Origin of the sequence: Paracoccus binzhouensis (assembly GCF_016446475.1) — a bacterium.
Lineage (GTDB): Bacteria > Pseudomonadota > Alphaproteobacteria > Rhodobacterales > Rhodobacteraceae > Paracoccus > Paracoccus binzhouensis.
In genome coordinates, this window is the sequence record NZ_JAEHFP010000086.1 from 1 (window position 1) to 19,775 (window position 19,775).

Genomic DNA, 19,775 nt, shown 5'->3' on the forward strand with positions numbered 1-19,775 from the left:
CGCGCCCGTCGCATCCGCTGCGGCCCTGCCGCCGGCGCCGGGCGTCGCTGCCCCGCCGGTTTCGGCCGGGGAGGCGCTCGACACGGGCCTCGACACGGGCCTCGACACCGGCGACGGGCGCCGCCGCCTGCATGCGGTGCGCCGCTCGGACCGCGCGTGACACGATTGACAGAAGAGGCCGATCCGTGGCGACAAACACTGCCAAGCCGGACGATATCGACGATTCCTCCGCGCCGCTGATCGAGCACCTGAAGGAGCTGCGCACCCGGCTGATCTGGTCGGTGCTGGCCTTCGTGGTGGCGATGGTGCTGTGCTATTTCGTCTGGAATCCGATCTTCGATTTCCTGACCCAGCCGATCTGCCATGCGCTGGAAAAGCGCGGCCAGACCTGCGGCCTGATCTTGCTGAAGCTGCAGGAGGGCTTCTTCGTCGCCATGCGCATCGCCTTCTTCGGCGGCTTCGTGCTGGCCTTTCCGGTGGTCGGCTACCAGCTCTGGCGCTTCGTGGCGCCGGGGCTTTACCGCAGCGAAAAGAACGCGCTGCTGCCCTTCCTGGTCGCCTCGCCGGTGATGTTCCTGCTGGGTGCGGCCTTCGCCTATTACGTCATCCTGCCCTGGGCATTCGACTTCTTCCTGGGCTTCCAGCAGGGGCCGCTGGCGCTGCCGGACGATCCCGCCGCCGCGGCGACAGCTGCCGCCGGGACCGCCGTGACGCCGGACGCCGCCGCCAGGGAGCCCTGGGCGGGCATCGTCTTCCAGGGCTCGGTCGAGGAATATCTGACGCTGACCACCAAGTTCATCCTGGCCTTCGGCCTGTCCTTCCAGCTGCCGGTGGCACTGACGCTGATGGGCAAGGCCGGCCTCGTCTCCTCCGAGGGGCTGGCCAGCGTGCGCCGCTATGCCATCGTGGTGATCCTGGTGCTGGCGGCCATGGTGACGCCGCCCGATGTCATCAGCCAGATCGTGCTGTTCTCGGTCATCTACGGGCTTTACGAGATCTCGATTTTCCTGGTCCGCCGCATCGAGAGGAAGCGCGAACTGGAGGAGCAGGGCGATGTCTGATGCCGTGCTGACCCGCATCGCCGCGGCGCTGGAGCGCATGGCGCCGCCGCCGGCACCCGAGCCGAGCTTCAGCGAGGCGACCGCCTATGTCTGGCAACCCGATCCCGACCGGCTGGAGCCGGTGGCCGAGGTCAACCGCGTCGACCTGGTGCAGCTGATCGGCATCGACCGCGCCCGCGACACGCTGCTGGCCAATACGCTGCAATTCGCGCGTGGGCACGCGGCGAACAATGCGCTGCTCTGGGGTTCGCGCGGCATGGGCAAGAGCTCGCTGGTCAAGGCGGTGCATGCCGAGGCGGTGCGCCAGGGCCTGCCGCTGGTGCTGGTCGAGATCGCGCGCGAGGACCTGGGCTCGGTCGGCCGGCTGCTTTCGATCCTGGGTCGGGCGCGGGACCGGCGCTTCCTGCTGTTTTCCGACGACCTGTCCTTCAGCCATGACGATACGCAATACAAGTCGCTCAAGGCGGTGCTGGACGGCGGTATCTCGGGCCGGCCGTCCAACGTGATCCTTTACGCCACCTCGAACCGGCGCCACCTGATGCCGCGCGACATGATCGACAACGAGCGCTCGACCGCGATCCATCCGGGCGAGGCGGTTGAGGAAAAGGTCTCGCTGTCGGATCGCTTCGGGCTGTGGCTGGGCTTCCACCCCTGTTCGCAGGACGAATACCTGGCCATGGTGCGCGGCTATTGCGACGCCTATGGCCTGCGGATCGCCGAGGAGCAGTTGCGCGCCGAAGCCATCGAATGGCAGGCGACGCGGGGCTCGCGTTCGGGGCGGGTGGCCTGGCAGTTCTTCACCGACCTGGCCGGGCGCAACGGCATCGCGGTCTGATCCGCAAGCGGCTTTCATGCAAGCGCCCGCCCCGGTCTTCCGGTGGCGGGCGCGCTGTTTTTCCGGGGTCCGCGATGCGGCGGGGGAGGCACGGAAAAACTTGCGGGAAACTGTTCGAGGGCCCTTGACGCCCCCAGCCGCCCGCCGTAAATCGCACGCACTCCGTGGCGGAGTAGCTCAGCTGGTTAGAGCAGAGGAATCATAATCCTTGTGTCGGGGGTTCAAATCCCTCCTCCGCTACCATTCCCCCCACTTGAACATCGCCGGTGATACGGCCGCCTTCAGGCAGGGCGCCAGGATGTCAGGCCGCCTTGATCAGCACGATGTCATTGCTGCGCTTGCGCTCTGCCGGCAGGGTCTCGTATTCGTCATGGCTCGCCGCCACGATCAGCCGCGCCGCATCGCTCTCTCTGGCCGCCCTCAGGCTCTGCGCGCTGGTCTTTTCCAGGTCGGCCAGGGTGATCGGCCGCGGCGTGGCGATGAACAGCGATTTCAGCTCGAAGACCTTGGCGATACAGGGGTCGTAACCCTCGATGGTCCAGCTGGTCCCGGCCGCGGCGCCCTCGGCATTGACGATCAGCGGCCGCGACCATGCGCCCTGCGCGTCGGTGGTCGCCTCGACCTTCTGCGTCACCATCCGCACGCCATCCTCGAGCACGCCCGCGCCGTTCAGCGTGGCGACGATCTTGCCCCCGGCGATGGGGGCGAGGTTGGCGTCGATCAGCACGCCCCGGACTGTGGCTTTGTTCGGCATGTCTTGCTCCCATGCTCATGCGGAAAGCGCCGCCATTATGCAAAGGATCGGCGGCGGTTGCGGGCGGGGCGGAAGCAATGCGCGCGGGGTCTAAAGCCCGTCCTCGGCCAGCAGGCCGCGGCTCTGGCGCCAGAGGTCGGGGGTGGTGCCCTCGGTCTCGCGGAAGACCCGGATCAGGTGCGAGGCGTCGCAGAAGCCGGTCTCCTCGGCAATGCGGGTGACGGTGCGGTCGGTGCGCGCCAGCAGCATCCGCGCCTGTGCCAGCCGGATGCGGATCGAGGCATCGGCGGGCGGAATCCCCAGGTCGGCGTTGAAATGCCGCTCCAGCTTGCGCCGGCCGACGCCCAGGTCGCGGGCGATGCGGGCGATGGGCAGGGGCGCATGCAGGTTCTGCTGCATCGCCAGCAGGGCGCGGCGCACCAGCGGGTCGCGGGCATTCAGCTCCAGCGGCAGGCCGGGCTGTGGGCGGTCGCCCTCCATCGGCTCGTCGATCATCAGGATCGACAGCGCCTTGCGCGCCGCCGACCGGCCCAGGTGGCGGTCGATCAGGAAGGCCGCCAGATGCGCGGCGCTGACCCCGCCCGAGCAGGAAAGCCGATCGCGGTCCACGACGAAGATCTGGTCCGAGACCGGGCGCATCTTCTCGAACTCGGCCAGGAAATCCTGGTGGTGAAACCAGCTGACGCAGCAACGATAGCCGTCCATCAGCCCGATGCGGGCCAGGGCGAAGACCCCGGTGCAAAGCCCCCCCAGCGCCACCCGCGCCGCCGCCGCCCGGCGCAGGAAGGCGGCTTGGTCCGGCGACAGGCCGGGGCCGCCGTCGATCAGCCCGCCGACGGTGATGATGTAGTCGAAGCGCGCCGGGTCGCCCAGCCGCTCCTCGGGCTCGATGCGCATGCCGCAGGAGGACTGCACCGGCGCCATGTCGGGGGAAAGCACCCGCCAGCGGCAGCGGATCGGCCGCGAGCCGTCGCCGTCATCGGCGGCCAGGCGCAGCACGTCCACGAATGTGGCAAAGGCCGACAGCGTGAAACGCGGGGTCAGCAGGAAGCCGATCCGCAGCCGCGGCTGGGTCGGGTCGGATGAGGCGTCGTATTCGGGCATGTCGCGATTCGTCCACGGATGGCGTCGCGATCATGCCATGTTTTCGGCATTTATCCAGTGGCTGCGTGGGGGCGGGCGATCACTCCCTGGTGGGCAGCACCATGGTCGCGGTCGAAGCCTGCGCGGCATCCCCGGCCGCGTCGCCGGCCTCGACCAGCTCGCGCGCCTCGTCCTCGTCCTCCAGCGCCGGCGGATCCTCGCCGGCCAGGAAGTTGCCGAATTTCTGCAGGCCGGGGATGTGGTCGGCCAGAACGCGCATGACCACCAGCAGCGGCACCGCCACGATCATGCCGATCACCGACCAGAGCCAGGCCCAGAGCGCCACCGTCAGGAACACCACCACCGTGTTGAGCTGCAAGCGGCGCGAGACGAAATAAGGGGTGATGAGTTGGCCTTCCAGCGCGGTCAGGCCCAGATAGGTCAGTCCGATCATCAGCGGCGTGAACAGGTCGTCATGGATGAAGATCCCGACCAGGGTCGCGATGATGATGCCGGCGACCGAGCCCAGATAGGGGATGTAGTTCAGCAGGAAGGCCGCCAGCCCGAACAGCAGCGGGCTGGGCATGCCCCAGGCCCACATCGCCAGGCCGATGGCGACGGCAAGGCAGGCGTTGATCAGGGTGATGGCGCCCAGATAGGTGCCCAGGCTGTCCTCGATCTCGCGCAGCGCCAGATAGGCGGTGCGCTTTTCGCGCATCGAATCGAAGCTCTGCACGATCTTCAGATAGAGCAGGTCGCCCGAGGACAGCAGGAAGAACAGCAGGAACAGGGTGAAGATGATCTGGCCGACGAAGGCCGGGCCGAGGTTCAGCACGCTGGCCAGCGTCGAGGTCTGCGGCGTGGCGTTCACCTCGACCTCGATCTGCTGGTCGGGCGGCTGCGGCGTACCGGGGGCGGGGATGGCGGTCAGCCTGCCGGTCAGCGTCGCGTCGGGTGTTGTGGCGGGTGTCGCGTCGGGGGAGGTGATGCCGGGCGGGGCGGAGGGCTCGGGTTCGGGGCTGCCGCCGGCAATCTCGTCGATCTTCTCGGCCGCACGCTCGATGCCGCGGAAATTGCTGCGCAATTCGGCGAAGCGCTGCTCCAGCCGCTCGGTGATCTGCGGCGCGTTCTCGATCAGCCGGTTCACCGGGCCCGAGATCACGAAGCCGATCACCACCACCGAGACCACCAGCCCCAGCGAGACGATGGCGGCGGTGACCGCAGCGCCGATGCCCAGCCGTTCCATCAGCCGCCGGAAGGGAACGAAGACGAAGAACAGCAGGAAGGCCAGCGTCACCGGCATCAGGAAGTCGCGGGCCTGGGCGAAGAAGCTGAACAGCAGAAGCAGGAAGATACCGATCACCGCCCAGTTCGCCACCCGCGGCAGCGACCGCTTCTCGGCCGGGGCGGAGATGGGGAACATGTGGTTGCTGTCCTCGGGCGGTGCCATGACCCCTCCATGCTTCCCCGTGCCGCGCAGGCGCAAAACGCAAGCCCCGCGCCGGGGTTCCTCGGCGCGGGGCTGATTCAGGGTAACGGGGCCGACGCCTACAGCGGATGATCGCCCGAGGCGTCGATGACGCGGGTGGGCAGGCCCAGCGTGCCCAGCAGTTCCAGGAACGGCCGGGCGGGCAGATCCTCGACATTGGCCATCTTCTTCACGTCCCAGGTGCCGCGCGCGACCAGGATCGCCGCGGCGACCGGGGGCACGCCGGCCGTGTAGCTGATGCCCTGGCTGCCGACCTCCTCATAGGCTTCCTTGTGGTCGGCGACGTTGTAGATGAAGACCTCGCCCGGCTTGCCGTCCAGCGTGCCCTTGACCAGATCGCCGATGCAGGTCTTGCCCTCGTAATCAGGGGCGAGGCTGGCCGGGTCGGGCAGGACCGCCTTGACCACCTTGAGCGGCACCACCTCCAGCCCCTCGGCGGTCGTCACGGGCTGCTCGGAAAGCAGGCCGAGATTCTTCAGCACGGTGAAGACATTGATGTAATGCTCGCCGAAGCCCATCCAGAAACGCACGTCGGCGTCCTTGTAGCGGGCGGAAAGGCTGTGCACCTCGTCATGGCCGGACAGATAGGCGGTGCGCTTGCCGACGACGGGCAGGTCCCATTCGCGGCCGACCTCGAACATCTTGTTCTGGCGCCATTCGCCGCCCTGCCAGGAATAGACCGTGCCGGTGAATTCGCGGAAATTGATCTCGGGGTCGAAATTGGTGGCGAAATAGCGGCCGTGGCTGCCGGCATTGATGTCGACGATGTCGATCGAGTCGATCTTGTCGAAATACTCGTCCTCGGCCAGCCGGGCATAGGCGTTGACCACGCCGGGATCGAAGCCCGCCCCCAGGATGGCGGTGACGCCGGCCTTCTCGCACTCATCGCGGCGCTTCCATTCGTAATTGGCATACCAGGGCGGCGTCTCGCAGACCTTGGCCGGGTCTTCGTGGATGGCGGTGTCGATATAGGCGGCGCCGGTCTCGATGCAGCCCTGCAGCACGGTCATGTTGACGAAGGCCGAGCCCACGTTGATGACGATTCCGGCGTCGATCTTGCGGATCAGATCGGCCACCGCCTTGCTGTCCATGGCATCCAGGGAATGCGCGGCGAATGCGACCGAATGGCCTTTCTCACGAATGCTCGCGATGATCTTCTCGGCCTTGGACACGGTTCGGCTGGCGATATGCAGCGTTCCGAATTCCTTGGCGTTCTGCGCCACCTTATGCGCGACCACCTGGGCGACGCCGCCGGCGCCGATGATGAGCACGTTCTTGGCCAATTCAGTCTCCTTTTCGGGGCTAGGGAAAGGGGATGGCTTGCGCCTGGTCAGGACAGGCTGGCTTTGTAGTCGTCGTAGGTGAACCGGCGAACCTCGCGGATCGTTCCGTCCTCGGCCTTGATGGCGATGGCGGGCATGGGAACGCCGTTGAACCAGTTCTTCTTCACCATGGTATAGCCGCCGGCATCGGCGATGCTGATGCGGTCGCCGACCTGCAGCGGCTGCGGAAAGCAGCCCTCGCCGAAGATGTCGCCGGCCAGGCAGGTCTTGCCGGCGATCTGCCAGGGATGCTCGCCCTCCTGCGGCAGCTTCGCCGTCTCGCGATAGATCAGCAGGTCGAGCATATGCGCCTCGATGCTGCTGTCCACGATGGCCACGTCCTTGCCGTGGTGGATGGTGTCCAGCACCGTGACCTCCAGCGAAGTCGAGCGGGTGATGCTGGCCTCGCCCGGTTCCAGGAAGACCTGCACGCCGAACTTTGCCGAGAATGCCTTCAGCCGGTCGGCAAGGCGGTCAAGCGGATAGCCCTCGCCGGTGAAGTGGATGCCGCCGCCCAGGCTGACCCAGTCGAGCTTTTCCAGGAAGCCGCCGAATTCCGCCTCGATCCGGTTGAGCTGCGCGTCGAACAGCTCGAAATCGGCATTCTCGCAATTGTAATGGATCATCACGCCCGAGATGCGGTCCAGTGCCGCCTCCAGCCGGTTCAGATCCCATTCGCCCAGCCGCGAGAACGGCCGGGCCGGGTCGGCCAGGTCGAAGCCCGAGGTGGAAAAGCGCGGATTCAGCCGCAGCCCCATGGCAATGCCGCGCTCCTTGGCCCGCGCGCCATAGCGGTCGAGCTGGCCCAGGCTGTTGAAGATGATCTTGTCGGCGTAACCCAGCGCCTCGTCGATCTCGTGATCGGCCCAGGCGACGGAATAGGCATGGGTCTCCTTGCCGAATTCCTCATGCCCCAGCCGCAGCTCGAACAGGCTGGACGAGGTGGTGCCGTCCATGAACTCGCGCATGAAGTCGAAGGCCGACCAGGTGGCGAAGCATTTCAGCGCCAGCAGGCATTTGGCGCCCGAACGCTCGCGCAGATAGCGGATCCGCTCCATGTTCGTCCGCAGCTTGGCGAGGTCGATCAGGTAATAGGGCGTCTGAAGATCGGACATGGCGCGGGTCTCCCGGTCGCGAAACCGTGCGAGGTCAAAAGGAAAGGCTCATTTAGGGCCATGCGCCGCGTTTCGCAAGGAATGGTGACAGGTGCATGACGCGATCAGCGCAATCGCACCGGCTGGCCCGTCCGGACCGATTCGTCGGCCGCCAGGCACACGGCGAGCGAGGAGACCGCGTCCCGCATGTGGCGGGTCAGGTCCATGTTCTCGGCGATGGCGCGGACCATGAAGGCGGCCTCGGCGTCGCAAAGCTGCTGGTGGCCCGGCTCTCCGGCCATCGAGAGATCCCGGTCGGGCTCTCCGACGCGGTGCAGGCGCAGGCGCGAGGTCTGGGTATGGGTGTCGATGTCGTCCGAGCGCGCATCCTCGGCCATGCGGATGCTGACGGCGCCGCGCGGGCTGACCACGTCCTTCACGAAGAAGGCGGTGTCCGACATCATCGGCCCCCAGCCGGCCTCGTACCAGCCCAGCGAGCCGTCCTCGAAAAGCACCTGGAAATGCCCGTAATTGTACATCCCTGCCGCGATCTCGTCCGAGAGGCGCAGGCCCATGCCGCGCACCTCGACCGGGGCGGCGTCGGTGATCTGGCACATGACATCGACGTAATGCACGCCGCAATCGACGATGGGCGGCGTGCTGCGCATCAGCGCCTTGTGCACCTCCCATGTCGGGCCGGAGCTTTGCTGGTTCAGGTTCAGCCGGAACACATAGGGGCCGCCCAGGGCGCGGGCCTCGGCGATCAGGCGCTGCCAGCTGGGATGATGGCGCAGGATGTAGCCGACGACCAGCTTGCGGCCGGTCTCGGCGGCGGTCTCGACCACGCGGCGCGCATCCTCGACCGTGGTGGCGAGCGGCTTTTCGACGAAGACATGCGCCCCGGCCCGCATGGCGGCGACCGCATAGTCGGCATGGCTGTCGGAATAGGTGGCGATGACCGCCACGTCTGGGCGCAGGCGCTGCAGCGCCTCGTGGAAGTCCTGGCTTTGCGGGATCGCCGCCAGTTCGGGCGGCAGATCGACCGGGCTGCGGTTGACCAGGCCGATGAGCTCGGCCCCCGGCTGCTTCAGCCAGGCCAGCGCGTGGCTGCGCCCCATGTTGCCCAGGCCGGCGACCAGCACCCGCATGGCCTAGTCGTCCACGATCGACAGGATCTTGGGCAGGGCCGGGCAGGGCAGCAGCTGGTTGCGCGCCACGTCCGCCAGGGTGTGGTTGTGCAGGAAGACGTAGACATGCGCCGACAGGCTCTCCCACAGCCGGTTCGACAGCGTCTGCGCGCGCGAGCCCGAGACCCCCCCCGAGGCGCCGGCGCCGACATGCAGCGCGCTGACGGTTTCGTCCACCGCCTCCAGCACGTCGGCGACGCGGATGGTCTCGGGGGCCTTGGCCAGCCGGTAGCCGCCGCCCGGGCCGCGCACGGAATCGACCAGCCCGGCGCGGCGCAGCCGCACGAAGAGCTGTTCCAGATAGGGCAGCGAGATGTCCTGGCGTCTGGAAATCTCGGCCAGCGAAGTCAGGTCGTCGCCCTTGGCGATGGCCAGATCGACCAGGGCGACCATCGCGTAACGTCCCTTGGTGGACAGTTTCATCTTGCCTCTCCTCCAGCCGCAAACCATTGACGACGCGCGAGCCAGGGGCTAATTCCCCCGGCGCCGTCCTTGAATGCGTCTTGCCTATGTCGGGCGCGCTTCCCAGATTGACGATCTAGAGCCGCGCCGTCACAGGGTCAAGGAACCCGAGTTTCAAAGGAAGCCCATGCCCGAACTGATTTTCCCCGGTCCCGAAGGTCGTCTCGAGGGGCGCTATCACGCGCAAGCCGCCCCCGACGCCCCCATCGCCATTATCCTGCACCCGCATCCGCAATATGGCGGCACGATGAACAACCGGGTCGTTTACAATTTGCACTATGCCTTCCACCGCATGGGCTTCACCGTCATGCGGTTCAATTTCCGCGGCGTCGGCCGCAGCCAGGGCGAATTCGACCAGGGCATCGGCGAGCTTTCGGACGCCGCCTCGGCGCTGGACTACCTGCAGGCGATGAACCCCAACAGCAAGCATTGCTGGGTGGCGGGCTTTTCCTTCGGCGCCTGGATCGGCATGCAGCTTCTGATGCGGCGGCCCGAGATCACCGGCTTCATCTCGGTCGCGCCGCCGGCGAACATGTATGATTTCTCGTTCCTGGCGCCGTGCCCGTCCTCGGGGCTGATCATCAACGGCACCGCCGACCGGGTGGCGCCGCCCAAGGACACCCATGCGCTGGTCGGCAAGCTGCGCGAGCAGAAGGGCATCACCATCACCCATGAGGAGATCGAGGGCGCCGACCACTTCTTCCGCGACGACGAGGCGCATATGAAGCCGATGATCGACACGGTGCAGGCCTATGTCCGGCGCCGCCTGACCGAGAACACGCGGTGACGGTTGGCCGGCGTCGGTTGATCTGGGCCGGCGCCGGTCTGTTTTTCTCGATTCTCGCGGTGCTGCTTGTGGTGATTACAGAACGTGCGCATGCGACCTGTTTCGACATGGCGCTTGGCGGGACTGCACAACCCCTCCGGGATTGGCTGCTGCGTTACGATCTGAGGGGTTCTGCGTTCTATGCGGCATTGGGGCTTACGCCCTTTCTCTGGCATTTCGGTCTGGGTGCCGCGCGATCCCGGGGATGCCGCGCCCGGGGTTCGTCGTTATGACCCTGCTTTGGGTTGCGGCTGTTCTGGGGCCACTCTGCTTCCCGGGCGAATGGCACGATTGTGACCGCAAGGGCAGCGATGCCGGCTTTTGGCTGCTGACCGGAGCGGTGTTCGCTTTACCCGTCTTCGTCCTGACCGTCCTTTTCAGCCGGCTCGCTTTCGACTGGAGGCCCCGATGTCCGACCTGACCCGGCGTTTCGCCTTCCTGACCGAGGCCGACCGGCTGAAGTCGGTCGAGCGCGCGAATGTGCTGATGGACCTGTCGCGGCCGGAAAACAGCGCCGAGCACAGCTGGCATGTCGCGCTTTACGCGCTGGTTTTCGGTGCCTCGGACCGGGTCATCGCCATGCTGCTGCTGCACGACCTGGTCGAGATCGACTGCGGCGACCACCCGATCCACCTGGCCCATGACATGGCCGCCGTGCAGGCGGCCGAGGACGCCGCGGCGCGCCGGCTGTTCGGCATGCTGCCCGGCGGCGAGGCCCTGCTGGCCTTGTGGCACGAGTTCGAGGCCGGCGAGAGCCCGGACGCCCGCATGGCCAGGCGCATGGACCATGTCCAGCCGCTGTTCCAGGTGCTTTGCGCGCCAGAGCCCTTGCCGGAACATGTCGGGATCGTCCGCGACAACATGACATCGGGCCGCGCCCGGCGGCTCTGGGCGGAATGGCCCGAGGCGATGGAGGCCGCGCAGGCCCTGCTGGATGGCCGCGCGCCGCAGGGGGAACTGGCGCGGCGCCTGGCCTTCCTGGCCGAGGCCGACCGGCTGAAATCGGTGCTGCGCGCCAGCCTGCTCTGCGACCGTTCGCGGCGCGAGAACAGCGCCGAGCACAGCTGGCACCTGGCGCTTTACGCGCTGGTCATGGCGCCGCATGCCGGGCCGGGGGTGGATATCGGCCGGGTGATCCGCATGCTGCTGATCCACGATCTGGTCGAGATCGACACCGGCGACGTGCCGATCCATGCGCAGGGCGGCGCGGCGCATCACGGCGCGGCGCAGCTGGCCGCCGAACAGGCGGCTGCCGAGCGGATCTTCGGCCTGCTGCCGGCGGCGCAGGGGGCCGAATTGCACGCCCTTTGGGCCGAGTTCGAGGCGAACGAGACCCCCGATGCGGTCTTCGCCAAGTCGCTGGACCGGGCGCAGCCGGTGATGCAGAACATCGCCTCGGGCGGCGGCACCTGGGTCGAATACCGCGTGACCTACGAGCAGCTGGTCGAGCGCGTCGGGGTCCGCATCGAGCGCGGCGCGCCGGCGCTGTGGACCTGGCTCAGCGAAAGCGCGCGGGTGTATTTCCGGGATTGAAGGCCGGCTCGGCCGCAATCGGTATGCAATCGCATACCGGCCTTTCCTTTCGTGCGGAATGCGGCTATAGCCCGGCCGAGCCGAATCCTAACCGAAGGGACCACCCATGTCGAAGATCAAGGTAGAGAACCCCGTCGTCGAACTCGACGGCGACGAGATGACCCGGATCATCTGGGACTTCATCAAGCAGAAGCTGATCCTTCCCTATCTGGACATCGACCTGAAATATTACGACCTGGGCATCGAGGAGCGCGACCGCACCTCGGACCAGATCACCGTGGACGCGGCCGAGGCGATCAAGCAATACGGCGTCGGCGTGAAATGCGCCACCATCACCCCCGACGAGGCCCGCGTCGAGGAATTCGGCCTGAAGAAGATGTGGAAATCGCCCAACGGCACCATCCGCAACATCCTGGGCGGGGTGATCTTCCGCGAGCCGATCATCTGCAAGAACGTGCCGCGCCTGGTCCCCGGCTGGACCCAGCCCATCGTCGTCGGCCGCCACGCCTTCGGCGATCAGTACAAGGCCACCGATTTCCGCTTCCCGGGCAAGGGCAAGCTGACGATCAAGTTCGTCGGCGAGGACGGCGAGACCATCGAGCACGAGGTCTATCAGGCCCCGGGCGCCGGCGTTGCCATGGCGATGTACAACCTCGACCAGTCGATCATCGACTTCGCCCGCGCCTCGATGAACTACGGGCTGAACCGTGGCTATCCGGTCTATCTCTCGACCAAGAACACCATCCTGAAAGCCTATGACGGCCGCTTCAAGGACCTGTTCCAGAAGGTCTACGAGGAGGAGTTCGAGGCCGAGTTCAAGAAGAAGGGCATCCATTACGAGCATCGCCTGATCGACGACATGGTCGCCTCGGCGATGAAATGGTCGGGCGGCTATGTCTGGGCCTGCAAGAACTACGACGGCGACGTGCAGTCGGATACGGTCGCGCAGGGCTTCGGCTCGCTGGGCCTGATGACCTCGGTGCTGATGACGCCGGACGGGAAGATCGTCGAGTCCGAAGCCGCGCATGGCACGGTGACGCGCCATTACCGCGAGCATCAGAAGGGCAACCAGACCTCGACCAACTCGATCGCCTCGATCTTTGCCTGGACCGGCGGCCTCAAGCACCGCGCCAAGCTGGATGGCAATGCGGCGCTGAAGAATTTCGCCGAGACGCTGGAGAAGGTCACCGTGCAGGCGGTCGAGGACGGCTACATGACCAAGGACCTGGCGCTGCTGGTCGGGCCGGACCAGAAATGGCTGACCACCATGGGCTATCTGGAAAAGGTCGACGAATACCTGAACAAGGCGCTGGCGGGCTGATCTGCCAGGCAGGGGTGCGAAGGGCCGGGGGAAACCTCGGCCCTTTCGTCATCCGGGTATTTGGCGGGTATTCGGGAAACGGTGAAGGCCGGGCCTGGTGCCGGGGGTCTGGGTATTTGGGGAACGAAGAAGCCCGGCGGCGGTGCAAAGCCGCTTAACAGTCGCGCCGGCTTGCAGTATGGGGGCGCGAGGCATTATCCCGGAGGCCCGCCATGAAAGCTGCCGTCATCACCTTTCCCGGATCGAATTGCGACCGCGACCTGGCCGTCGCCCTGCAGCAGGCGGGGGCCGAGGTGTCGCGCGTCTGGCACAAGGACGAGGCGCTGCCGGCGGGCACCGACCTGGTCGCGGTGCCGGGGGGGTTTTCCTTTGGCGACTACCTGCGCTGCGGCGCCATCGCCGCGCATTCGCCCATCGCCGGCGCGATCAGGGCCCATGCGGCGCGTGGCGGCTATGTTCTGGGCATCTGCAACGGTTTCCAGGTGCTGACCGAGCTGAACCTGCTGCCCGGCGCGCTGATGCGCAATGCCGGGCTGCGCTTCCTGTGCCGCGAGGTAGTGCTGAAGGTTGCGACCGCGGCCAGCCCCTTCACCGCGGCCTATGCGGCGGGCGAGGAGATCCGGGTGCCGGTGGCGCATCACGACGGCAATTACCAGATCGACGCCGAGGGGCTGGCGGCGCTGAAGGACCAGGACCGCATCGCCTTCACCTATGCGCCGGGCATCAACGGTTCGGTCGAGGACATTGCCGGGGTGCTGTCCGAGAACCGGCGGGTGCTGGGCATGATGCCGCATCCCGAGCGCGCCGCCGATCCGGCGCATGGCGGCACCGATGGGGCGCGGCTGTTCGCCTCGCTGGTTCAGGAGCTTGTCGCGGCCTGACTTGAGCGGCGACCCTTCGCGGATTAGACTTCGTCGACCCCCTGGACGGGGCGATGCCGGAGGCGCATGCGAGAAGAAGAGGACTCTGCCGGGTTCCCGGAGGGCAGGGCTGGGCCGACCAGCCGTTGGGGCCTGCGCGGCGCGATCGTCGCGTTGCTGGTCGTGGCTGCGGGCACGGTCTGGTTTACCAATGCCTGGCTGACGGCGCGCTTTTCCGAAACCACCCGGGTGCGGACCGAACTGCGCTCGGCGCTTTATACCGGCAACCTGCTGTCGGAATTGCAGCGCACCTCGGTGGTGCCGCAATTGCTGGCCCGCGACCCGGCGCTGATCTCGGCGCTGATCGGCAACGAATTCTCGGGCACATCGGCGCGGCTGATCTCGGCGCAGAAGGAGATCGCCGCCGCCTCGATCAAGCTGCTGGACGCCTCGGGCCGGGTGGTCGGCTCGACCGACCGCAACCTGATCGGCACCAATTACGTGCAGGAGCCGTTCTTCGTCGAGGCCTTGCGGTCGAAGGACACGGTATTCACCGTCTCGCCCTCGCCGCAGGGGGCCTATGAGTTCACCTATTCCCGCACCGTGGTCGCGGACGGGCGCACGCTGGGCGTGGTGGTGGTGGGCGCCGACCTGACGCGGTTGGTGCGGTCCTGGGCTGGGATCTATGACGCCATCGCCGTGACCGACAGCTCGGGCCAGATCATCCTGTCGACCGAGCCGCGCTGGCGCGGCCTGACCTTGCCCGAGGCGCTGGCGGTGCGTTCCGCGCCCTCGGCCATCGCCCGTGCCTTCCAGGTGACGGCCGACTGGACCTCGACCCCGGCCGATGCCTATGTGCAGGGCCGTGCGGTCATGCAGTCCGAGACCCGCATCCCCTTCCGCGGCTGGAAGATGATCGCCTTCACCACCTATGATTCGGTGCGCGAGCGGGTGAATGCGGTGCTGGCGCTGGTAATCATGGGCTTCGCCATCCTGCTGGCGGCGGTGTTCTACCTGCTGTCGCGGCGGGCGCGGGTCGAATCGGCGGCCTGGATGCGCGAATCGGCGGACCTGCGGGCGCTCAACGCCCGCCTGACCCGCGAGATCGCCGAGCGCGAGCGCATGCAGAAGGAGCTGCGCGTCGCCGAGCAGACCGTGCAGCAATCCTCGAAGCTGGCCGCGTTGGGCGAGATGTCGGCGGGCGTCAGCCACGAGCTGAACCAGCCGCTGGCGGCGATGAAGACCTATCTGGCCGGCGCCCGGCTGCTGCTGCAGCGTGGCCGGGCCGAGGAGGCGCTGTCGAGCTTCCAGCGCATCGACGACCTGGTCGAGCGCATGGGCGCCATCACCCGGCAGCTGAAATCCTATGCCAGGAAGGGCGGCGAGGCCTTCGAGCCGGTGGACCTGCGCGCCGCGCTGTCCAGCGCGCTGATGATGATGGAGCCGCAGCTGCGCTCGCGCACCATCCGTTTGCAGCGCAATATCCCGCGCTATCCGGTGATGGTCTATTGCGATCGCATCCGGCTGGAGCAGATCATCATCAACTTGCTGCGCAATGCCGTGGACGCCACGCGCGGCCTGCGCGATCCGGCCATCGAGATCACCGTCAGTTCGGGCTCTCACGCATTCTTGTCCGTGCGTGACAACGGCCCGGGTGTATCGGACCTGGAAAATCTGTTTGAACCTTTCTTCACCACCAAGAAGCCCGGAGAGGGGACCGGACTGGGCCTGGCGATTTCCTCGGGGATCGCGGCCGATTTCGGGGGCCGCCTGACCGCGCATAATGCGTCGGACGAGGGCGGCCGGGGCGCCGTATTCGAACTTGAGCTGCCGTTGCACGATCCCGGCCAGAAGGCGGGGACGCGGCTGGCGGCGGAATAACGAGAAGAGGTAGAGGCCCATGAGCCGCACTTTGAAGATCGCAGTGGTGGATGACGAACCCGACATGCGCGAATCGATCAGCCAATGGCTGGCGCTGTCCGGTTTCGACACCCAGGCCTTCGCCAGCGCCGACGAGGCGTTGAAGGTCATCGGTGCCGACTGGCCCGGGGTGGTCATTTCCGACATCCGCATGCCGGGCATGGACGGGATGGCCTTTCTCAAGCGGCTGATGGGCATCGATTCGGGACTGCCGGTCATCATGATCACCGGCCATGGCGACGTGCCGATGGCGGTCGAGGCCATGCGCATCGGCGCCATGGACTTCATGGAAAAGCCCTTCAATCCCGAGCGCCTGACCGAGCTGGTCAAGAAGGCCAGCCAGGCCCGGCGCATGACCCTGGACAACCGCGCCCTGCGCCGCGACCTGTCCGAGGGCCAGCAGGTCATGTCCAAGCTGATCGGCGCCAGCCCGGTCATGGACCGGCTGCGCGAGGACATCCTGGACCTGGGCCAGGCCGACGGCCATGTGCTGATCGACGGCGAGACCGGCACCGGCAAGACCCTGGTGGCGCATGCGCTGCATGCCGTGGGGCCGCGCGCCAGCAAGAAATTCGTGCCGATCTCCTGTGCCGCCTATAACGACGAGGTGCTGGCCGCGAAACTGTTCGGCCCGGTCGAGAACGGCCTGCCCGCCGTCGAGGAGGCCCGCGGCGGCACGCTCTGCCTCGAGGATATCGAGGCGCTCTCCGATCCGCTGCAGGCCCGGCTGCTGGCCTTCATCGCCGACCAGGGCAGCCCTGCCGAAACCCGGATCATCGCCATTTCCAATGCCCGCGGCGAGGGGCGCAAGGCCGAGGATTCGCTGCGTCCCGACTTGTTCTATCGCCTGACGGCGCTGAAGATCACCCTGCCGCCGTTGCGCTCGCGCGGCGAGGATATCCTGTCGCTGTTCACCCGCATGACCGAGCAGTTCGCCGAGGAATACGGCTGCGAGCCGCCGCAGGTGACCGCGCAGGAAGCCGCCCAGCTGCTGCAGGCGCCCTGGCCGGGCAATGTGCGCCAGCTGATCAACGTCGCCGAGCGCGCGGTGCTGCAGAACCGCCGCGGCTCGGGCTCGATCGCCTCGCTTCTGATGGCGGATGGCGAGGATACGCAGGAGGCGACGACGACCGAGGGCAAGCCGCTCAAGGAATATGTCGAGAGCTTCGAGAAAATGCTGATCGACAACACCATGCGCCGCCACAAGGGCAGCATCGCCGCGGTCATGGACGAGCTGTGCCTGCCGCGCCGGACGCTGAACGAGAAGATGGCGAAATACGGGCTGAGCCGCGGCGATTATCTGTGATCACGACGGGCCGGGGGGTGCCGAATGCGGCGAATCGCGGCTGCGAGTCCAAAAACAGATTGTAACGGCGCCTGCTTCCCCGCTATCTTGCCCCTTGCAAGGCGGGCGCCGCAACTTTTGGTTGTCCCTCCTCGACAGTTTCGCAGCGCGTGGCCAGCCGCGACACCCGACAAGTGCCGGTGGTGCGACGCGCGGAAAATCCTGCCCACGCCCCTTGGGGCCTCTGGGCGACCGTAGATCGCCGTCCGGACCGCCCTGGTGCGGGACGGGCCAAGAAAGGTAAACAGACGCGATGGATCGCGCAATGCAGCTTGATCGGCAACGGTGGCAGGGGCTTTCCCCGGCCGCCGCGATTGCTGCTGGCGGCACGATGCTCGCTGTCCCCTCATGCGGCAGCCAAACCCCGATCCCGCCTCTGCGCGGGCCGGTGCGGCTGCCCGAAAGACGGAAACATGTCAAAGAAAATGCTGATCGACGCCACCCATGCCGAGGAAACTCGGGTGGTCGTGGTCGATGGAACGAAGGTCGAAGAATTTGATTTCGAGACGGTCAACAAGCGCCAGCTTGCCGGCAATATCTACCTGGCCAAGGTAACGCGGGTCGAGCCTTCGCTGCAGGCCGCCTTCGTGGATTACGGCGGCAACCGCCACGGCTTCCTGGCCTTTGCCGAGATCCATCCCGATTACTACCAGATCCCCGCCGCCGACCGCCAGGCTCTGATCGAGGAAGAGCGCCAGGCCGCCGCAGCGGAAAGCGACGAGAGCGAGAAACCCAAGCGCAACCCGCGCCGCCGCAAGGCGCCGAAGGCTGCCGCAGCCGACAACGGCGATGCCGTCGTGGTCTCGGACGAGATTGCGGGCATGACCGTGCTGGACCTGTCGGAGGGCGAAGCCGTGCCTCTGGAGCCCGCCTCTGCCGAGGCCGAACCGGCCCGGCCCGCCGAGGATCAGGCCGCCGAAGCGCATGGCGATGATGCGCATGGCGAGGACGCCGCCGAGGATGACGGCATCGAATCCGTCGCCGAGGAGGACGTGGCCGAGGAGATCTCGCCGCCCCGCAAGCCGCGCGCCCGCCGCTACAAGATCCAGGAGGTGATCAAGGTCCGGCAGATCATGCTGGTCCAGGTCGTCAAGGAGGAGCGCGGCAACAAGGGCGCCGCGCTGACCACCTATCTGTCGCTGGCCGGCCGCTATTGCGTGCTGATGCCGAACACGGCGCGCGGCGGCGGCATCTCGCGCAAGATCACCAACGCAGCCGACCGCAAGAAGCTGAAGGAGATCGCCAGCGAACTGGAGGTGCCGGAAGGCGCCGGGCTGATCATCCGCACCGCCGGCAGCCAGCGCACCCGCGCCGAGATCCGCCGCGATTACGAATACCTGATGCGGCTGTGGGAGCAGATCCGCGAGCTGACCTTCAAGTCCATCGCCCCGGCGCCGGTCTATGAGGAAGGCGACCTGATCAAGCGCACCATCCGCGACATCTACAGCAAGGAAATCGACGAGGTCCTGGTCGAGGGCGACCGGGGCTACCGGACGGCCAAGGACTTCATGAAGATGATCATGCCGTCCCACGCCAAGAACGTGAAGCACTACACCGACCAGATGCCGCTCTTCGCGCGCTACCAGGTGGAAAGCTACCTGGGCGGCATGTTCAACCCGGTCGTGCAGCTGAAATCCGGCGGCTACATCGTCATCGGCGTGACCGAGGCGCTGGTCGCCATCGACGTGAACTCGGGCCGGGCCACCAAGGAAGGCTCGATCGAGGACACGGCGCTGAAGACCAACCTGGAGGCCGCCGAGGAGATCGCGCGCCAGCTGCGCCTGCGCGACCTCGCCGGCCTGATCGTGATCGACTTCATCGACATGGAGGAGCGCAAGAACAACGCCGCCGTCGAGAAGCGCTTCAAGGACAAGCTCAAGACCGACCGGGCACGCATCCAGGTCGGCCGCATCTCGGGCTTCGGCCTGATGGAGATGTCGCGCCAGCGCCTGCGGCCGGGGATGCTGGAATCGACCACGCAGCCCTGCCCGCATTGCCATGGCACCGGGCTGATCCGCAGCGACGACAGCCTGGCGCTGACCATCCTGCGCGCCATCGAGGAAGAGGGCACCCGCAAGCGCTCGCGCGAGGTGCTGGTCAAGGCGCCGGTCGCCGTCGCCAACTTCCTGATGAACGCCAAGCGCGAGCATATCGCCAATATCGAGGCGCGCTACGGCATGTCGGTGCGGGTCGAGGCCGATCCGGCGCTGATCTCGCCCGATTACGCCATCGAGAAGTTCAAGACCGCCACCCGCAACGTGCCCGAGGTGACCTCGCCGGTGGTCTCGGTCGATGCGCGGCTGATGGCGCAGATCGACGATGAGGAGCCGGCCGAGGAGGACGAGGTCGAGGAAGCCGCCGCCGAGGATCGCGCCGAGGACGGCCGGACCGAGGACGGCCGGGCCGAGAATGGCGAGGGCGATGCCGGCAAGCGCCGCCGCCGTCGTCGTCGCCGTCGCGGCGGCAAGAACGGCGATGGCGAGGGCCATGCCGCCGAGGGGGCGGACGGTGATCTGTTCGCGGACGAGGCTGCCGAAGCCCCGGTGGCTGATGCGGCCGCGCCGGTCGCCGAGGAATCCGCCGCCGAGCCTCCGGTCGCCGAGGAACCCGCCGCGCCGCGCCGCCGCACACGCACCCGCCGCCGCAAGGCCGAGGAGGAGCCGGCCGCCGCCGAGCAGCCGGC

General features: G+C 67.1%; 16 protein-coding genes and 1 tRNA gene. 10 read left to right on the forward strand and 7 right to left on the reverse strand.

The genetic code is table 11. The features are described 5' to 3' along the window. Positions 1–185 precede the first annotated feature (185 nt). The 3 genes from tatC (at position 186) to I9P22_RS17315 (ending at position 2,139) form a co-directional block, all read left to right on the forward strand. A complete protein-coding gene (tatC, locus tag I9P22_RS17305; RefSeq protein ID WP_199260742.1) occupies positions 186–1,061 on the forward strand; it encodes a twin-arginine translocase subunit TatC in 876 nt (291 codons plus the stop codon). Continuing rightward, positions 1,054–1,896 (forward strand): ATP-binding protein, encoded by an 843-nt coding sequence (locus I9P22_RS17310; protein WP_199260743.1) that lies wholly within the window; start codon positions 1,054–1,056, stop codon positions 1,894–1,896. Before tatC ends, I9P22_RS17310 begins: the two co-directional genes overlap by 8 nt. Before the next feature lie 166 nt (positions 1,897–2,062). Then, positions 2,063–2,139: transfer RNA gene (locus I9P22_RS17315), tRNA-Met, on the forward strand. A 58-nt stretch (positions 2,140–2,197) separates the two neighbouring features. Here I9P22_RS17315 and I9P22_RS17320 read toward each other — a convergent pair. The 7 genes from I9P22_RS17320 to iscR all read right to left on the reverse strand — a co-directional run bounded on the left by I9P22_RS17320 (position 2,198) and on the right by iscR (position 9,248). After that, entirely contained in the window at positions 2,198–2,650 is a 453-nt protein-coding gene (locus tag I9P22_RS17320) for a hypothetical protein (protein WP_199260744.1), read from the reverse strand. A gap of 90 nt (positions 2,651–2,740) precedes the next feature. Then, a complete protein-coding gene (locus I9P22_RS17325) occupies positions 2,741–3,754 on the reverse strand; it encodes a GlxA family transcriptional regulator (RefSeq protein ID WP_199260745.1) in 1,014 nt (337 codons plus the stop codon). A gap of 79 nt (positions 3,755–3,833) precedes the next feature. Next, on the reverse strand, positions 3,834–5,183 hold the full coding sequence (locus tag I9P22_RS17330) for an AI-2E family transporter (RefSeq protein WP_199260746.1): 1,350 nt from the start codon (positions 5,181–5,183) through the stop codon (positions 3,834–3,836). Positions 5,184–5,281: 98 nt separating this feature from the next. Further along, positions 5,282–6,505, reverse strand: a complete 1,224-nt coding sequence (locus I9P22_RS17335; protein WP_199260747.1) for a saccharopine dehydrogenase family protein — start codon at positions 6,503–6,505, stop codon at positions 5,282–5,284. A 47-nt stretch (positions 6,506–6,552) separates the two neighbouring features. Continuing rightward, complete coding sequence (locus I9P22_RS17340; protein WP_199260748.1) at positions 6,553–7,659, reverse strand: carboxynorspermidine decarboxylase; 1,107 nt, start codon at positions 7,657–7,659, stop codon at positions 6,553–6,555. 104 nt (positions 7,660–7,763) lie between these two features. Then, entirely contained in the window at positions 7,764–8,786 is a 1,023-nt protein-coding gene (locus I9P22_RS17345) for a Gfo/Idh/MocA family protein (RefSeq protein ID WP_199260749.1), read from the reverse strand. 3 nt (positions 8,787–8,789) lie between these two features. Then, on the reverse strand, positions 8,790–9,248 hold the full coding sequence (gene iscR / locus I9P22_RS17350; RefSeq protein ID WP_199260750.1) for a Fe-S cluster assembly transcriptional regulator IscR: 459 nt from the start codon (positions 9,246–9,248) through the stop codon (positions 8,790–8,792). Between the two features lie 166 nt (positions 9,249–9,414). Here iscR and I9P22_RS17355 point away from each other — a divergent pair, with 166 nt between their 5' ends. The 7 genes from I9P22_RS17355 to I9P22_RS17385 form a co-directional block, all read left to right on the forward strand. Continuing rightward, entirely contained in the window at positions 9,415–10,074 is a 660-nt protein-coding gene (locus I9P22_RS17355) for an alpha/beta hydrolase (RefSeq protein WP_036749011.1), read from the forward strand. 447 nt (positions 10,075–10,521) lie between these two features. After that, a complete protein-coding gene (locus I9P22_RS17360) occupies positions 10,522–11,646 on the forward strand; it encodes an HD domain-containing protein (RefSeq protein ID WP_199260751.1) in 1,125 nt (374 codons plus the stop codon). A 106-nt stretch (positions 11,647–11,752) separates the two neighbouring features. Further along, a complete protein-coding gene (locus tag I9P22_RS17365) occupies positions 11,753–12,967 on the forward strand; it encodes an NADP-dependent isocitrate dehydrogenase (protein ID WP_199260752.1) in 1,215 nt (404 codons plus the stop codon). A 212-nt stretch (positions 12,968–13,179) separates the two neighbouring features. Beyond that, positions 13,180–13,848 (forward strand): phosphoribosylformylglycinamidine synthase subunit PurQ, encoded by a 669-nt coding sequence (gene purQ, locus I9P22_RS17370; RefSeq protein ID WP_199260753.1) that lies wholly within the window; start codon positions 13,180–13,182, stop codon positions 13,846–13,848. A gap of 66 nt (positions 13,849–13,914) precedes the next feature. Continuing rightward, on the forward strand, positions 13,915–15,708 hold the full coding sequence (locus I9P22_RS17375; RefSeq protein ID WP_199260754.1) for a sensor histidine kinase: 1,794 nt from the start codon (positions 13,915–13,917) through the stop codon (positions 15,706–15,708). Between the two features lie 19 nt (positions 15,709–15,727). Continuing rightward, a complete protein-coding gene (locus I9P22_RS17380) occupies positions 15,728–17,053 on the forward strand; it encodes a sigma-54-dependent transcriptional regulator (RefSeq protein ID WP_199260755.1) in 1,326 nt (441 codons plus the stop codon). Positions 17,054–17,505: 452 nt separating this feature from the next. Further along, positions 17,506–19,775 (forward strand): Rne/Rng family ribonuclease (locus tag I9P22_RS17385; RefSeq protein ID WP_199260756.1); only part of this gene is annotated, 2,270 nt, incomplete at its 3' end.

What these genes read in the sequence shown, in the direction of transcription:
- I9P22_RS17355 (WP_036749011.1), top strand. Translation starts at nt 9,415, where the DNA reads ATGCCCGAACTGATTTTCCCCGGTCCCGAAGGTCGTCTCGAGGGGCGC.
- I9P22_RS17380 (WP_199260755.1), top strand. Translation starts at nt 15,728, where the DNA reads ATGAGCCGCACTTTGAAGATCGCAGTGGTGGATGACGAACCCGACATG.
- I9P22_RS17310 (WP_199260743.1), top strand. Translation starts at nt 1,054, where the DNA reads ATGTCTGATGCCGTGCTGACCCGCATCGCCGCGGCGCTGGAGCGCATG.
- I9P22_RS17365 (WP_199260752.1), top strand. Translation starts at nt 11,753, where the DNA reads ATGTCGAAGATCAAGGTAGAGAACCCCGTCGTCGAACTCGACGGCGAC.
- I9P22_RS17345 (WP_199260749.1), bottom strand. Translation starts at nt 8,786, where the DNA reads ATGCGGGTGCTGGTCGCCGGCCTGGGCAACATGGGGCGCAGCCACGCG.
- I9P22_RS17325 (WP_199260745.1), bottom strand. Translation starts at nt 3,754, where the DNA reads ATGCCCGAATACGACGCCTCATCCGACCCGACCCAGCCGCGGCTGCGG.
- purQ (WP_199260753.1), top strand. Translation starts at nt 13,180, where the DNA reads ATGAAAGCTGCCGTCATCACCTTTCCCGGATCGAATTGCGACCGCGAC.
- I9P22_RS17320 (WP_199260744.1), bottom strand. Translation starts at nt 2,650, where the DNA reads ATGCCGAACAAAGCCACAGTCCGGGGCGTGCTGATCGACGCCAACCTC.
- iscR (WP_199260750.1), bottom strand. Translation starts at nt 9,248, where the DNA reads ATGAAACTGTCCACCAAGGGACGTTACGCGATGGTCGCCCTGGTCGAT.
- I9P22_RS17360 (WP_199260751.1), top strand. Translation starts at nt 10,522, where the DNA reads ATGTCCGACCTGACCCGGCGTTTCGCCTTCCTGACCGAGGCCGACCGG.
- I9P22_RS17340 (WP_199260748.1), bottom strand. Translation starts at nt 7,659, where the DNA reads ATGTCCGATCTTCAGACGCCCTATTACCTGATCGACCTCGCCAAGCTG.
- I9P22_RS17375 (WP_199260754.1), top strand. Translation starts at nt 13,915, where the DNA reads ATGCGAGAAGAAGAGGACTCTGCCGGGTTCCCGGAGGGCAGGGCTGGG.
- I9P22_RS17330 (WP_199260746.1), bottom strand. Translation starts at nt 5,183, where the DNA reads ATGGCACCGCCCGAGGACAGCAACCACATGTTCCCCATCTCCGCCCCG.